Raw genomic sequence first — 14,777 nt, 5'->3', positions numbered from 1 at the left:
CGGCGGTAAAGCCGCCGGTGGCAAGGGCCGCCGTAAGAAGAAGTCGAAGAGCGGGGTCTTCATCGGGGAATCCGTAACGCCGGGCAGCATCGAGGCCGCCGCAGGTTCCGGCTCCAAACACGGCAACGGTGAAGGAAGAAAGCGGAAGAAGAAAAAATAAAACTAAACTGAATTGAACATAAAAGCGGAAGCGCCAAGCTCCGCATGGGATACCGGAACGATTGCGCGCCTCTTGGATAATGACCGCCGCCAAGGAGTCGGGCGGGTCATCGGCCGCGAAAGACCCCATTGCCGTCGCGAGATGGACAATGGGGTCTTTATTTTGTGCTGTCATCCGATGTGGGATGGCGGAGGACAAGCGTGTACATGATCTTTTTTAGAGTATGTACAACGTTTTATGGCGCTGCTCCGTCTTATCTGTAGAAAGGCTGTAGAAAGGCTGGAGAGAGGGGGAGGCCATGTTCAGTGGGGAGATGACAAAGGTCACTTTGGCCGGCGTGGGGACCGAGGCGCAGTTTAGCGATGCTGTCAGGCTGCACCGGGAACTGCTGTATGGGATTGCCTGCAGCTACTTGCGCAACCGAAGCGACGCGCTGGAAGCGGTCCAGGAGGCGATCTGCCGGGCTTGGATCAAACGAGCAACGTTGAAAGATCCCAAGGCGTTCAAATCATGGATCATTCGGATTCTAATCTACGTCTGCATCGACGAGCAGCGGCGTAGGAAGCGCACGGTTCCGCTGGAGGACAAAGATCTGGCCGGACAGGTGACGGAGATCGGACACGTTCGGCTGGAGATGCTGTCAGCGCTGGAGCGTATCAAGCCCAAGTACCGGCATGTGCTGCTGCTCAAATACTATAATGACCTGACGATCTCGGATATAGCGGTGATTCTGCAGAAACCGGAAGGAACGGTAAAGACCTGGCAGCATAAAGGACTGAAGCAGCTGCGTGCGATTATGGAAGAGGAGGAACGAGCATGACGATGAGCCGGGAAGAGCGGGCGATGCTCGCGGAGGCGGCGGACCTGCATGGAAGCAGGCCGCGTGGGGACGACGCGATTCAGATGCGGGACATCGAGGAAGCCATTCGGCGTGCCGGAGAAAGAGAAAGGAAACGGAGGCGTGCCGAGGGTCTTGCGGCGGCGGTGGTCGCGGCAGCGCTGGCGTTTGGGCTGTTCGCAGGGCCCGGCAGCCTTTTGCCCCCAGTGTTCCAGGCTACGGAGGCCGGTCCGACTAGTGATATGCCGCAGGGGCTGGCGCCATTTTTCTCGTGGAGTCCGGATATCCTTCCGGATACGCTGAACTACGCCTGGAGGCATCACTATGTTCAGCCGCTTGACGTAAAAGCCAGTCAGGACGGATACGGCATTGTCGTCAATGGGGTGATTGCCGACCGCAATCAGATCATACTGCTGTATACGGCGACGTCCGCGCCCAATCGGGAGATCTACGGCATCTCTGATCTGAAGCTGACCAGCAGTTCCACCGGAGCGGCGATGGACAACGGGAACTATGGCTCATACAGCAATCAGCGGGAGCGGAGCAATCTGCAGTCTTACCTGGGCATCAGCAAAATCAGCCTCGACCCCGCCGCCATCGCCGACCGGCCGAGCCGGATTTGGGCCGATTTTCAGATCGGGGCGGTGCCGGACGGACGGACGAAGGGCTGGAACCGCTCGGACATGTCCATCGTCAAATTCTCGCCGAGGCTGAAGGTGGCGATTGACCTTGATCCGAGGTTCTGGCAGGCTGAGCCGATGACGGCGCTGTCGGAGCAAACCGTGACCATTCAGGGTCACGCCCTCCGGGTCAAACTGGAGGCGTATCCGATCAGCACCAGGGTGACCTTCCTGATGGATGACACGCTGCTAAAGGATGCCGATTTCAAACGATCCTTCGTGCTCTCCAACGAACTCCAGTTCTCGATATATACCCGGGATAAGGGGAGTAGTGAAGTGCAGCAGCAGATTGGGTCCTCGGTCGGCGACTGGATGGAGGACGGGTTCCAATTCATGATAGACAGCCGTTTTTCCATGGATAAGCCGAAGTCGGTCCGACTGAACTTCCCGAAGCTGCCGGGAACGCCGGATCTGACCTTTAACCTTAGCCCGTAAACCAGCGCTTGGTTGCTGTGATGAGGCATTCCATGCCAAAGTGAATGGCTGCCCTACCTGAGGCGAGGTAAGTCCAGGCTCCCTGTAATCCGGATGCTGTCCGGATGTCGCTGGCGGGCTAGGGCTTTCCTTGCGTTTATGGGAATGCTTTTGATACAATATAAGTCTAGTGCCTACGGTCCTGAACGCATCATGAAGCGGCTGGATGCGGGGGAGGCTTGTTTTAATATTCGATTCAAGGAGTGATTGTCATGGGTAAAAAAGCAGACGGGAAAGTGCTCGCCCAGAACAAAAAGGCTTCCCATGATTATTTTATCGAGGACACCTACGAGGCGGGCATGGTGCTGACGGGAACGGAGATCAAATCGCTGCGCAATGGCCGTGCGAATATCGGGGATGCGTTTGCCACGATTCGCGGCGGCGAGATTTTTGTGCATAACATGCATATCAGTCCATTCGAGCAGGGCAACCGGGCCAACCCGGAAGACCCGACGCGCACGCGCAAGCTGCTGCTGCATAAAGAACAAATCAGCAAGCTGCTCGGACATTCCAAGCAGGAAGGGTACACGATTGTGCCGCTGAAGGTCTACGTGCGCAACGGCTACGCCAAGCTGCTGCTGGGCATCGGCAAAGGGAAGAAGCAGTACGACAAACGCGACTCAGCCGCCAAACGCGACGCGCAGCGTGATATCCAGCGGGCACTGCGGGAGAAGCAGAAGGTCGCAAGATAAGCGGCAATTCTGGGATGGAACCTCGGGCGCTCTCTTTGTTCGGGCAGCGTTGGTGGCAATCTCAACCTAAGTTTCCTGCAAGATCTATGTGAATATGCTGCAAAATGTGATATACTCTTTTATGTAAGACTTAATGCTTCAGTTCTCGACATCGCCTCTTTCGGCGACGAGATTTGGATAGCACCGCTCTTGCCGGCGGTTCCCTTGATCCAGGAAGCCCTTTTAATGAGGGGCCGTTTTTGGATTCGACGGGGGTAGTTCGAGCATGAGTAGCGAGTAGTGGGGACGCGTCCGCTTCATCAACGCTAAAGCCAATTAAACGGCAAACAAAACAACAACTTAGCTTTCGCAGCTTAATAACCTGTGAGCTAGCTCCTACCTTCCATCGCCCATGTGGCGGGCTAGGGGCTCAACTTTAGTGGGATACGCCGCTTGGTCTCCGCCTGGGGTCAACGGAAGAAGATAATCAGGCTGACCCATTCGAGATCCGGTGACGGGGAGCTTGATCGGGTGACATCAAATCTGTCACTACACTCGTAGAAGCTTATGTGGCGTTATCTTCGGACAGGGGTTCGACTCCCCTCGGCTCCATATGGAGAACAGCGAAAGACACCCGGAAGGGTGTCTTTTTTGATAGGTACGGGTTTGAGTCGTTAGAGATAAAGAAGCTAAGACTGCCGTTTCCGCGGAGTGGAAAGAATATTGGGGGTCCTTCGGTACGGTCTCCTGCACTATCGATTGTATAACTCTATTTTGCATGCTCATCTGGCTGATGAATACCAAAAAGATTTCCTTCTGTATCCATGTAATACCCTTGCCACGCCATTCCAGGCAGTGCATACTTTGGCAATGCGAGCTTGCCTCCAAGATTTAGAATTTTGGTTTCAGTAGAATCGTAGTCTTCTACTCCCATGGTACACGCATATCCATTCATAGCCTGACCGGGTTGTGGGGAAGCACCTTGACGCTGCATCAAAGCCCCGTTAATTCCGGGTTCATTTGCATCGCCTGTCACGGCTCCCCAATAAGGCATTCCGGCATAATCACTCCAATCCTCGAATGTCCACCCAAATACCTCACCATAAAATTTCTTAGCACGTTCCATGTCATCTACATGAATTTCGAAATGAACTAATCTGCCCATGATTTCCTCCTATGTTTTGACTTCCTATTTTTCTATTATACTTTCCTTTTTTTCGAAATATATAAAATTTAATCGAAAATTTTTCGTGGTCTGTGCGGGTTCGATTCCCCTCGCCTCCATTTATACGATTAGTGAGACCACTTGAAATGGTGGCCAATGGGGAATTGCGATCACACCGTGCTTTGCTGTACTAGATTTTTTGGTTTTGTACTTAGCTTTAAATTCATAGAGGATTTTGATAAAATGTTCTTACGTTATAAAAGTTATTACTATGATAAGGTGTAACTTAGTGTGTGTAGATCATACTATAGGAGGAAAAGATCAAATGAATGGTGTGGTCAAAGTGACGAAAGATAAACCGAATGTGACCCGTTATACCCGTAAAATAGGACAAATGGGCAATAGCTTGGGAGTAAGCTTGCCTAAAAGCCTGGCTGCAAGGCTAAATGTTTCGCAAGGGGACGAAATCGAATTCATTGAAAATGATCGCGGTGAAGTGGTGTTGAAAAAAGCTCAGCAAGGTCATCTGCCTGACCATGTCCGGCCAGAAGTTCTTGAAGCGTTCTTTGATGTATTTGAAGAAGATACAGGCATTCTTGAGGACTTAAGGGATCGGTGATATGACAAACTTTTTAACCAAGGAAGAGGTTATTTCAGCACACTATTTCATGATGAAACGAATGAACGACGCAGAGCAAGCGGGTGTTAAGGATCACGGCCTGCTGGAATCTGCGGTACATAGGCCACAGCAAAGTATTTTTGAAGAAGACGCTTATCCAACTTTATTTGACAAAGCGGCAGCTTTTCTAGAATCTCTGGTAAAAAATCATTGCTTTCATAATGGCAATAAGCGGACAGCCTATCTGGTTACAAAGTCATTCTTAATGCTAAATGGATACCATCTACGAATGGAACGTGAATATGCAGTGGAGTTTATAGTAGATGTTGCAAAAGGTTTGCATTCGTTGGAGACGATTACTCATATTTTGAAAAGACATTCTAAAGAAAGATAATATACGGGTATCCGAGGGTGACACTCAAAACTGTCACTACACTTGTAGAAGCTTATGTGGTGTTATCTTCGGATAGGGGTTCGACTCCCCCCGGCTCCATTCTAAAACCCGCTCCGGGAGCGGGTTTTTTACATGTAAGGACTCAAATTATAACCGAATTGTCGCCAACGTACCTACCGTGGATTGCTCCCCTTAACCTGCTTTAACTCCGCTACGATAAGAAAGCTTACAATCACTAATAAGAGCCATGAACTCACTTTTCCTAGATGAACGAGACTCCAAGCTTCGGTTTGGTTTGGATATTGCCAGGCTCCAAAGAACGTTGCGATATTTTCGGCGATCCATATAAAAAATCCGATAAGCACAAAAGAAAGTGCGAGCGGCATACGGTAACGGGTTCCACCAACCTCGTATGTGACCCAAGACTTCCAAAAGACGATAATCACAAGTCCGGATAACCAAAAGCGGACGTCCATCCAATAATGGTGGGTAAAAAAATTCAAATAAATCGCAGCAGCAAGAGGTCCAACTACCAAAAACGGCGGCCACTTCACCAGTTCAACCTTAAACCTCCTCCACGCCTGGCATAGATAACTCGCTACACTTGCGTACATGAATCCGCTATACAAAGGCACTCCAAAAATTTTGAAATATCCTTCCTCCGGATAAGACCAGGAGCCCATATGTACCTTAAAAAGTTCAAGAGCAAGTCCGATCAGGTGAAATAAGGTGATCACCTTTAGTTCATCTCGTGTTTCAAGTCCGGAACGCACCATCCACCACTGCATCAGAAGGCAGATGATGAGCAGCCAGTCATACCGTGGCAGGAAGGGGAGCGGCAGGATTTGTGTAATAGCCAAAGAGGAAAAAATAACGACAGGAAACAAACAGGATAGGGCCTGCTCCCAGCCAAAACGAACGAGTTGTTTTAGTGCTCTCATGATTTGGGTCTCCAGCTTACTGTGTGTCTTCATCACTTCGGTATTCTAAAAGATCTCCAGGTTGGCATTCTAAAGCCTCGCAAATCGCCTCTAAAGTGGATAAGCGGATCGCTTTTGCCTTTCCATTTTTCAAAATAGAAAGATTTGCCATCGTTATTCCAACCTTCTCAGAAAGTTCGGTAACGCTCATCTTCCTTTTAGCCAGCATCACATCAATATTGATTATAATCGCCATTGTTTTCACCTCAGACCGTTAAATCATTTTCTGATTTTATATCTATGGCATTTTTTAATAGCTTTTGAAGGACGGCGGCAAAGACTGCAATCACAATGGAGGCAAAAACAATGACCATTCCGAGTACGATGAGACCCGGGGCGTCGTCTTTCTCCGCTATGAGATATACGAGTGGCATGCCTGCCGCATACAAGATACTGATTGCGACTGCACAGTATTTGATAATCTTTAGAGCACTTACGGATCGTTCCGAGAAAGCGTTGTTCTTGTCAATATAGCTTAAAAGTCTTAAAGCTTGAGCCAAGGCAACGAAAAACGGTATCGCCGATGCATACATAACTATTAAAAGGGGATATAGCCAATAAGCCGGATAATGTTCTGCCGCTTCCTTAGCTATGGCAGGCAACCCAAATATACACAAAGCAAGAATCGGCAGTCCAATAAGAAACACAGCTATCTTTAAAAAGAGTGTTTCCCGTTTCATAAAAAGCACCTCACTTGTTTATTGTCAAATAGGACTTTAACACATTATTTATCGATTTACAATAAATAATTAATGATTTTAATTACATTATTGTTGTTTGGACGACAGAAAGCCCCCATTTTTAAATGGAGGGTGTGGTAGGATAGGGGCGGGGCTTTAGTGGGATATGCTGTCCAGTCTCCGCTTGGGGTAGCTGAAGAAGACAACCATGCTGCCCCTTACGAGAAGAGTTTTGAACCACATAAATGATAATGAAAACAAGCCAAAAATAAAAAGGCTCTTGGCTTGTATTCATGAAAAGCTATTATGAAATTGAAAGTGTTATTACGTTCGTTGATTCAAAGACTTCCTGCTTCTTCGGGGCTAATATTTTCCGCCTCTTTCCCGGGGCAGACGCCATTCTCCTGAACCCACGCCCACATCGCGGCAAAAATAGGCTGCAGACGCTGTCCGCGTTCGGTAAGTTCATATTCGACGTGCAGCGGTACACCAGGATAAAGCGTACGGGTGACAATTCCCTTATCCTCTAACAGCCGCAACCGGTCTGTCAACGTTTTCGGACTAATGGGGTGCAGCTTACGGCGTAACTCTCCAAAGCGTTTGGTACCGTCAAACAGTTCGAGTAATAGTAAAAGTGTCCATTTTCCATCCAGAATCTCAAGGATGGGTTCAATAGCACCTGGGCAAGATCGATCTATCATACGGCTTTCCCTCCATAGTTCATTTTTTGAAACTATTGCACTTTTCTGTAACTACTTTTCAAATGTACCACACTGCGATTACTATTGAAATCAAGGGAAGAAAAAAATTGAAAAGAGTGGCGGAGGGGAGGAAACCGCAAATGGAAAGACCGTTTGATGTGGATCGGATGGAGTATCCATTCACCGATCACTGGCTGCCTTACCGTGACGGTTATATTCATTACGTTGATGAAGGGCAAGGACCGACAGTTCTTCTCTTGCACGGTAATCCGACGTGGTCTTATCTTTATAGGAACGTCATCAAAGAGCTGCGCGGGGAATACCGTCTTATCGCTCCGGATTATCCCGGATTCGGCATGTCGAAGGCGCCTGCCGGCTATCGCTTTACGCCGCAAGAGCAATCGGCAGCCATTCTTGATCTGATCCGCCGCTTGAATCTTAAGGATTTTGTATTAGTGGTTCAGGATTGGGGAGGTCCGATTGGCTTGAATTACGCGGTAAGGCACCGGAAAAATCTCCGGGGTATCGTCGTGATGAATACCTGGGCCTGGCCTGCAAAAATATTGCCGATGAAAATGTTCTCGCTCGCCATGGGAGGTCGGCTATTCGGGTACTGGCTTCAGACACGGCGCAATTTTTTCGCCAAAGTCATTGTTCCTAACGGTATTTACCATACCGATAAAGTTACGGACAGCTTGAGAAAAGCTTATACCGACCCGTTCCCGACCCCGAAGTCCAGGATACCGACATGGGTCTTTCCCGGGCAGATCCGCAAGGCGCGATCATGGCTCGCCGACATTGAATCGAAACTGCCGAACTTGTCCGATTTGCCCGCACAAATTCTATGGGGATCGAAAGACAGCGCCGGCTTCCCGCCCGAACAGATGGCCAAATGGCAGAGATATTTACCGATGAACGAAACCGAGATCCTGGACGATGCCTCACACTATGTGCAAGAGGATCGGCCGGATCGGGTGGCCGCTTCAATCCGAAGAATATGGCTAAGAACATAAGGAGGCGTACGAATTATGAAAACGACTTTGTGGGCAACATTAACCGCTAACGGCAACTATGCGCAGTCCAGCCCCGAGAACCCGCCGAAAAAGGAAGCGCTGGACGATTTCGCGGCACACGCCATAGCAGCAGGAAATTTCATTGTCGGACGCCGGACTTTCGAGGGTATGCTCGAAAACGGGGGTGTCGGCGGTGGGCCCTTTGCCGATCTAGATGTCGTAGTGGTTTCCGGGAACGCCGGAGACCTTCCAGGGGTAACGATTGCGAGATCGCCGCAGGAAGCCCTGAACTACCTGCAGCAAAAAGGACATCAAACCGCTCTCATAGGGGCCGGTGCTGATCTGCACAATGCCTTTTTAAGTAAAGGGCTTGTGGACGAAGTGATTTTTAATGTTGTACCTGTGATGGAGGGTAAGGGGTTAAACCTTCTGATCGACAAAGATAACTATCAATATAAACATGTGCAATTGCTGGACTGCAAGCCTCTCGGCAGCGGCGTGGTACAACTACGCTATGCGATGGACCGGTAAATGGGTTAAACTTAACGGAGAAAGAGTCATTTCAGAGTATCTTCTGGGATGGCTCTTTTTCGTGTATCTCTCGAATGATCTGGACTAGAAGGGGATTTTTTATTGCGGCGATTATTTATTGGAAATTCGTATATTTAAGCTTCAGCTAATATTGATAGGTTAGAATCGTTTAATATTATGCAGACCAGAATGAGGGGGAGGACATTAAATGCCGCAACGAACTGTGACGACATTGGACATGCAGGTTGCCCCGCAGACCGGCTTGCTCCCGACGAAAAAGAAAGAACGGGTAGAAGAAGTAACCCTGTTAAGGGCGTTTGCGTTTCTCGCCATTACCATGCAGCACAGCATAGCGGAATATATTTACCGGAGCGATATTTTGCAGCCCGATGCAATCATGCTGGCGATGCTGTTTGATTTCACGCGTTTCGGGACGCCGACTTTTGTGTTTCTGTCCGGGCTGCTGCTGTTTTACAACTACAATGGCAAGCTTTCCTATTGGCCTTTTATCCGAAAAAGGCTCGTGGATATTTACTTGCCGTTCGTATGCTGGACGGTCATTTATTGGATCGCCGTACAGGGGGTTGCATTCGGTCAATTGGGAAATCCGGGAGACTGGCCGAGGACGCTGCTCCATGAGTTATTCCTGCCGACATACGGTTATCATCTGTGGTTTATTCCAATGATTTTTCAATATTATCTCTTATTTCCGTTGTTTGCGCTTGCGATCCAGAAGGTGCGCCAAAAGCTTCAATCGATGCCGGGAGGAACGTCCTTCCGCCGCGTGTTTATGATCGTTGCCATAACGGGTGCGTTATACGGCATCCTGATGTGGTTATCCAGTTACCGCATGCCGGACTGGGCGACCGATTGGGGCGGGTTCTGGGCGAGCATACTCGCTTACCGGTCGTACTATTTTGTTTTTTACTTTTTTTACTTTCTGCTTGGCGCGGTTTGTGCCTTTGGACTTCAACGCTGGAGGCGTTTTGTCGAAGATGGCTTTGTCTGGTACGGATTTGCATTTATTGCTCTGTACATCTGGCAAGGTTATGAGATCCTTAAAAATTCCACGGAAACGATAAACCTGAACTATGCCGGATATTTGAGGCCCTTTACCTTCGTTCTTATCGTAACCCAGCTGCTGCTGTTGTACGGTGTTGTACGGATCTTACAGAAGAAGGGAGGAGCTGGGCGCAAGCTGTTTCGCTTTATCGGCACGTATTCCTTTGGAGGTTTTCTCGCGCATGCCTTTGTTCTGATGCTGATCAGCTTCATCACCAGACCGCTTGCGCTCACCGGCTACCATCTGCCTGCGGCTGTGCTTACCTTTGCGCTAACGGCGGCGGGTTCGATCGGGCTTGCCAAGCTGCTGAGCAAGCTGTCGTTCGGGCGGTGGCTTGTCGGACCGGCAGGGAAGCAGGCGAACCGAAACCGGATAAAGGCCTGTCCGGCAGAGCAGACTTTTCCTCAATGAAGGCCGCGTATCGCTTATATGGAGAAACGTTGTCAATGTGAGCGGCTTTTCCAAGCCGAAGAAATATCCTGGAGCCCTAATTATCTACACTGCGGCTCCATATGGAGATGAAAGACGATGTAAGGATGACCCAGTTCAGAAATAAAATATGATCGTCTTTCTTCTTATAAAGTGTTCAGTGAAAATAAAGTTTTACACTCGTTACGTTGATCGGCGTAGGATCTGCGTCTTAGAAAGCCCCAAGGTCGGTCATTTTCAATCATGTCCTCAATAACTTTGCCTATATAAATCTGAACTTCCAGCGATATGAGGAGTAATTCTAATGAATATTTATATCTTATCGACAAAATTCATTTAAAATACATACTTTGTACCAATTGTTTAAATCGGTGGTTTTCTAATGTATAATAAAATGGATAGTTCTCAGGGAGGATGCTTTATGAAAAAACAAGTAAAAAGTCAGCAGGAGATAACAAGAAACAAATTACTTAAAAAACTTATTTCGTCCGTAATGAATGATGGTTTTCAAAACCTAAGGATGGATGATATTGCAAAAAACATGGATGTAAGCAGAGGCACTATGTATAAGCACTTCACTTCCAAACAAGAAGTCATTGAAGGCGTTGTAAGTGTATTTGTTGATTATATTGAAGAACTAGATGATCCTAATTTGAATAGTGATGAAGAGTCTTTTGGTGTTTGGTTCCAGCAATTATTTGAGCAATCCGTATCACTTGTTGGAAAGATCTCTGATGTGTTTTTAAAAGACCTTCAGTTGGCTTATCCGGATTTATATGACCGCTTAAAAGGCGCTTTATCCAAACGTGAGCAGCAAACACTAAAGTTTTATCAATACGGAAAAGACAAAGGTATTTTTAATCAAATTAATGAGAAATTCATTTTACTTCAAGATGATATATTGCTTCGGGAGATACTTAATGTTAAGTATTTGCTTTATAATCAAATATCCATTCAACAAGTGTTGTATGATTACTATCAATTTAAAAAAGTTCAATTATTTAAAGCGGAAAAGGTTAGCATCGTTGATGATTCTAAAATACATCCGATCATTGATCATATAGTTGAAAAGTTTAATCGGACATTACAAGTTTGAAGTAGTCATAAAAAAAGTCATAAATAGACTGAATCCTGTGTCTTTTATGACTTTTTTCATTCTAACCGGTCATATGGAAAATAGTGCAACCTAAAGGTGTTGTTTTGTCCTTCTCCTTAAAGTAATGTTATTTATCAATCAGCCGGGAAATCGGCCGACCTGCTAACATCTGCCCATTTCTCAGCTTCCAAGGTGCGTTCTGTCGAAGATTTCAGGGCACTCTCGAGTGCAGCCGCTCCCAGTATAAGGCGAAGCGGAGGTTCCTCCTCGTCCGTTAGTTTTATAATGATTTCAGCTGCACGGGAAGGATCGCCGGGCTGCTTACCATCTGTTTCTTCTCTCATTTTGTTTATTGCACCTACCGTCTGTTCGTAATCCGGACCTACTTGCGTTCTAATCATAGATGATCCTTGCCAATCGGTACGAAATGCCCCGGGTTCAATAAGAGTGACCTTAACACCAAAGGGCTTCACCTCATTGCTTAATACCTCTGAAAACCCTTCCACAGCATATTTTGCCGTTTGATATGCCCCCATACCAGGGGTTCCACCAACACGTCCTCCAATCGAGGAAAATTGAATAAAATAGCCGTTCCGCTGTTTACGGAAAATAGGTAACGCCGCTTTTGTTACATTAACGACACCAAACAAGTTTGTTTCAATTTGCGCCCGAAAGTCATCATCGGTCATTTCTTCGATGGGTGAACTATTTGCATAACCTGCATTATTCACAACGACATCAAGAGTTCCAAACTCATCAATAGCCAACTTTACAGCTGCCTGAGCAGCTTCTCGATCCGTCACATCCAGTGGAAAAATTCGAACCTGATCGCCATACTCGGATTTTAAAGACTCGAGTTGTTCATGACGCCGAGCCGTAGCTACAACCCTATGGCCATTTGATAGTACTGCCTTTGTAAGTTCCCAGCCAAAGCCTCGTGAACTCCCCGTAATTAGCCAAACCTTGGACATGTTATCAACTCCATTTGTATTTATTTAACTCAGACATCTTTTATATTTAGAAAGCCCCTCGGATAAAGCCTCCATCTATCCGAATAGTAGATCCGCTTAAATACTCAGCATAGTCACTGCACAGGTATGCCACAGCAGCAGCAATTTCTTCCGGGTATCCAAACCGTCCACGATCATTAGGAATTAAGGATTCTACAGCATTGGGTTGAATCTGATCCCAGGTTTCTCCCCATCCACGAGAAGGACCGATATTCTCCACGAGTTCCTTAACCGCATCAACTAAAATAGCGCCAGGCGAGACGATATTTGAAGTAATTCGGGTACCTTTAAGCTCACGAGCAAGGGATACCGCAAGATTGTGTCTTGCCGCGAGGGTTGCATTATATTGGGGATGAGTATTCATAGGTTGAAGCGCAAGACCACCACCAATGGTTATGATTCTCCCCCAATTCTGTTCACGCATTTGGGGCAGTAGTCGTTGAATCATACGGACCCCAGAAACCACATTGACATTGTAAGTTTCGGACCATTCATTTGCCGTAGCTTCCATCCAGTTTAGATGACGATAAAACCCTGCATTATTAACCAAAATATGAACGGGTCCGTCTGCCAAGGCTGCTTTCGCAACTTGATCCGCTCCCGCATCTGTCGTTAAATCACCAAGGGCAGCAACAGCAGATCCGCCATCAGCCTTAATAGATTCAACTACCGCTTCAGTTCGAGCTTTATCACGACCATGAACGACCACACTTGCTCCCTCAGCAGCCAGCATTTTTGCCATTGTGATCCCAAGTCCACTACTTGACCCTGTTATTAGTGCACGTTTTCCACTTAAATTTAAATCCATAAAGCTTTATCTTCCTTTCTAAATTTGTTGTGATTTCTAATTAACATTCCCCTCTATCTTGCCTTAACTGCATTTTCATCCCCTTCGGTTCAAGATGTTATTATCATATCACTCATGAAATACAAAGTAAACAATATGTATATATTTTGTCTAAACGATATAATAGAAAAATGATTAACGTTTTAGGAAGGATAAAAGCAATGCCGTGAATTTAAAATTAGGACCTAAACTAATCCATCTCTTACTCAAAGATTATAAATATAAAAAAGGGGCTGTCCCAAAACGTTATAAGGGTTATAACTGTTTGAAGATTTCTAGAGCATCGGAGGACAACTGCTTTAAGTAGAACTACCATTTACCGCTGTTGAAATAACAAGTTATGGTTAGTATGACAGTAAAAGAAGTTTTGAAGTCACCCAATACTGAAGCAAGCGAGTACTTCTTCATATGGCGGATTGAGTAATGGCATTTTGAAGATCTAATACAACAAGGATGCTTATTGAAGCGTATCCAAATTCTCAAAAAGGAGTTACGGGTGTTTTGTGTTGTATGTAAACTTGTAAGTACCAGGACAATACACCAGGTCGTAAAATGATATAATAGTGTCGAATAATATCATAGTTTGTATTTGAATTATTCTATTTACAGGAGGCTGCACATGAAGAATCTTAATATGTTCATCTCTCCTCCTCTTCAGTTTGAGGTGTTAGAGCATGATCAGGTCATTGCTAAAGTTAACCTGGACTACGCGAATCAAACTGTTGATGTTTGGCAAGATAACGAGGTGTCGCCTGTTTTTTTACCTTTTCCCGGTAAGCAAAAAGTTCTTGTTGGTGATGTGCTGGACTATTTCGAGTCTCGATGTCTACCACGTTCTCGGCATCATATTGAAAAAGTGTTGCAATCACTAGGACTGCGGGAGTATGTACCTACCGATATAGTAAAACAAACACATGGTGTGCTATATGATGACTACGTGTGGATTAGATTCTCTGGTGAGGAGTTGACTTGCGCTGATGTCCATCCCCGTTTTGCAAGTGAGCAAGGACTTTCGTCAGACCTTTGTAAGCAGCAGCAAGGGCGATCAGTTGAAATGGAAAATGGGAAACCTATGGGGGAAAGCTAATAAATTCGGCTATGAAGGTTTGGCGGAATGGGCAGCATACGAAATGATCAAAGTACTTTTCATTGTAGAATTTCTTCGTAAGGTAATAAGTTTAGACACATTAGAGTACTTTTCAATTATGCTGCCACTAGATGCTTTTTTGTTAAATGAAGACCGTCACTTGAACAGATTTAGTGTCGCAGTCCCCAACCTCTAAGCCAACAGTGAAGGTGGGGGTTAGGCACGTCCGCTTTACCAAACATACGTTCTCGTGATATACTAGACTCATCAAACTTGCGATGGAGGCGCATCTCATGAAGGTGATCAAAACACTCAAACATCCGATTACGTCTCACCACC

At 46.5% G+C, this 14,777-nt stretch carries 17 protein-coding genes and 1 other RNA gene; 11 read left to right on the top strand and 7 right to left on the bottom strand.

From position 1 onward, the window contains the following. Positions 1 to 458: 458 nt before the first annotated feature. The 4 genes from L691_RS0113075 to ssrA all read left to right on the top strand — a co-directional run bounded on the left by L691_RS0113075 (position 459) and on the right by ssrA (position 3,438). Entirely contained in the window at positions 459 to 980 is a 522-nt protein-coding gene (locus tag L691_RS0113075) for a sigma-70 family RNA polymerase sigma factor (RefSeq protein ID WP_025690959.1), read from the top strand. Next, positions 977 to 2,113, top strand: coding sequence for a DUF4179 domain-containing protein (locus L691_RS0113070; RefSeq protein ID WP_025690958.1), 1,137 nt, complete (start codon positions 977 to 979; stop codon positions 2,111 to 2,113). The genes L691_RS0113075 and L691_RS0113070 overlap by 4 nt, the downstream gene beginning before the upstream one ends. A 251-nt stretch (positions 2,114 to 2,364) precedes the next feature. After that, a complete protein-coding gene (smpB, locus tag L691_RS0113065; RefSeq protein WP_025690957.1) occupies positions 2,365 to 2,844 on the top strand; it encodes an SsrA-binding protein SmpB in 480 nt (159 codons plus the stop codon). A 229-nt stretch (positions 2,845 to 3,073) separates the two neighbouring features. Then, positions 3,074 to 3,438: a transfer-messenger RNA gene (ssrA, locus tag L691_RS31335) on the top strand. Between the two features lie 154 nt (positions 3,439 to 3,592). On the opposite strand, the gene L691_RS0113060 is transcribed toward ssrA, so the two are convergent. After that, positions 3,593 to 3,988, bottom strand: coding sequence for a VOC family protein (locus L691_RS0113060; protein ID WP_025690956.1), 396 nt, complete (start codon positions 3,986 to 3,988; stop codon positions 3,593 to 3,595). A 325-nt stretch (positions 3,989 to 4,313) separates the two neighbouring features. Between L691_RS0113060 and L691_RS0113055 the strand changes: the two genes are divergently transcribed. Next, positions 4,314 to 4,607, top strand: coding sequence for an AbrB/MazE/SpoVT family DNA-binding domain-containing protein (locus L691_RS0113055; RefSeq protein ID WP_025690955.1), 294 nt, complete (start codon positions 4,314 to 4,316; stop codon positions 4,605 to 4,607). A gap of 1 nt (position 4,608) precedes the next feature. Continuing rightward, a complete protein-coding gene (locus L691_RS0113050; protein WP_025690954.1) occupies positions 4,609 to 5,001 on the top strand; it encodes a type II toxin-antitoxin system death-on-curing family toxin in 393 nt (130 codons plus the stop codon). Between the two features lie 173 nt (positions 5,002 to 5,174). On the opposite strand, the gene L691_RS0113045 is transcribed toward L691_RS0113050, so the two are convergent. The 4 genes from L691_RS0113045 to L691_RS0113030 form a co-directional block, all read right to left on the bottom strand. After that, a complete protein-coding gene (locus L691_RS0113045; protein ID WP_025690953.1) occupies positions 5,175 to 5,942 on the bottom strand; it encodes a DUF817 domain-containing protein in 768 nt (255 codons plus the stop codon). A 16-nt stretch (positions 5,943 to 5,958) separates the two neighbouring features. Further along, a complete protein-coding gene (locus tag L691_RS0113040) occupies positions 5,959 to 6,177 on the bottom strand; it encodes a helix-turn-helix domain-containing protein (protein ID WP_025690952.1) in 219 nt (72 codons plus the stop codon). 10 nt (positions 6,178 to 6,187) lie between these two features. Continuing rightward, positions 6,188 to 6,661, bottom strand: a complete 474-nt coding sequence (locus L691_RS0113035; protein WP_025690951.1) for a DUF2975 domain-containing protein — start codon at positions 6,659 to 6,661, stop codon at positions 6,188 to 6,190. 338 nt (positions 6,662 to 6,999) lie between these two features. Continuing rightward, positions 7,000 to 7,362 carry a winged helix-turn-helix transcriptional regulator gene (locus tag L691_RS0113030; RefSeq protein ID WP_025690950.1) on the bottom strand — a complete coding sequence of 121 codons (363 nt, stop codon included), beginning with the start codon at positions 7,360 to 7,362 and terminating at the stop codon, positions 7,000 to 7,002. A 140-nt stretch (positions 7,363 to 7,502) separates the two neighbouring features. On the opposite strand from L691_RS0113030, the gene L691_RS0113025 reads away from it, so the two are divergent. The 4 genes from L691_RS0113025 to L691_RS0113010 all read left to right on the top strand — a co-directional run bounded on the left by L691_RS0113025 (position 7,503) and on the right by L691_RS0113010 (position 11,494). Beyond that, entirely contained in the window at positions 7,503 to 8,375 is an 873-nt protein-coding gene (locus L691_RS0113025) for an alpha/beta fold hydrolase (protein ID WP_025690949.1), read from the top strand. Positions 8,376 to 8,390: 15 nt separating this feature from the next. Next, a complete protein-coding gene (locus L691_RS0113020) occupies positions 8,391 to 8,906 on the top strand; it encodes a dihydrofolate reductase family protein (protein WP_025690948.1) in 516 nt (171 codons plus the stop codon). Positions 8,907 to 9,114: 208 nt separating this feature from the next. Further along, positions 9,115 to 10,380, top strand: a complete 1,266-nt coding sequence (locus L691_RS0113015; RefSeq protein ID WP_025690947.1) for an acyltransferase — start codon at positions 9,115 to 9,117, stop codon at positions 10,378 to 10,380. Between the two features lie 439 nt (positions 10,381 to 10,819). Further along, entirely contained in the window at positions 10,820 to 11,494 is a 675-nt protein-coding gene (locus L691_RS0113010) for a TetR/AcrR family transcriptional regulator (RefSeq protein ID WP_025690946.1), read from the top strand. A gap of 134 nt (positions 11,495 to 11,628) precedes the next feature. Here L691_RS0113010 and L691_RS0113005 read toward each other — a convergent pair whose 3' ends face one another. Then, a complete protein-coding gene (locus L691_RS0113005) occupies positions 11,629 to 12,465 on the bottom strand; it encodes an oxidoreductase (RefSeq protein WP_025690945.1) in 837 nt (278 codons plus the stop codon). A gap of 46 nt (positions 12,466 to 12,511) precedes the next feature. After that, a complete protein-coding gene (locus tag L691_RS0113000) occupies positions 12,512 to 13,312 on the bottom strand; it encodes an SDR family NAD(P)-dependent oxidoreductase (RefSeq protein ID WP_025690944.1) in 801 nt (266 codons plus the stop codon). Between the two features lie 658 nt (positions 13,313 to 13,970). Here L691_RS0113000 and L691_RS0112995 point away from each other — a divergent pair. Next, entirely contained in the window at positions 13,971 to 14,438 is a 468-nt protein-coding gene (locus tag L691_RS0112995) for a hypothetical protein (RefSeq protein WP_025690943.1), read from the top strand. Positions 14,439 to 14,777: the final 339 nt, after the last annotated feature.

Source organism: Paenibacillus zanthoxyli JH29, assembly GCF_000520715.1.
Lineage (GTDB): Bacteria > Bacillota > Bacilli > Paenibacillales > Paenibacillaceae > Paenibacillus_AQ > Paenibacillus_AQ zanthoxyli.
Note: the sequence above shows the minus strand (reverse complement) of the source record. Positions and strands in the feature narration are given on the sequence as shown.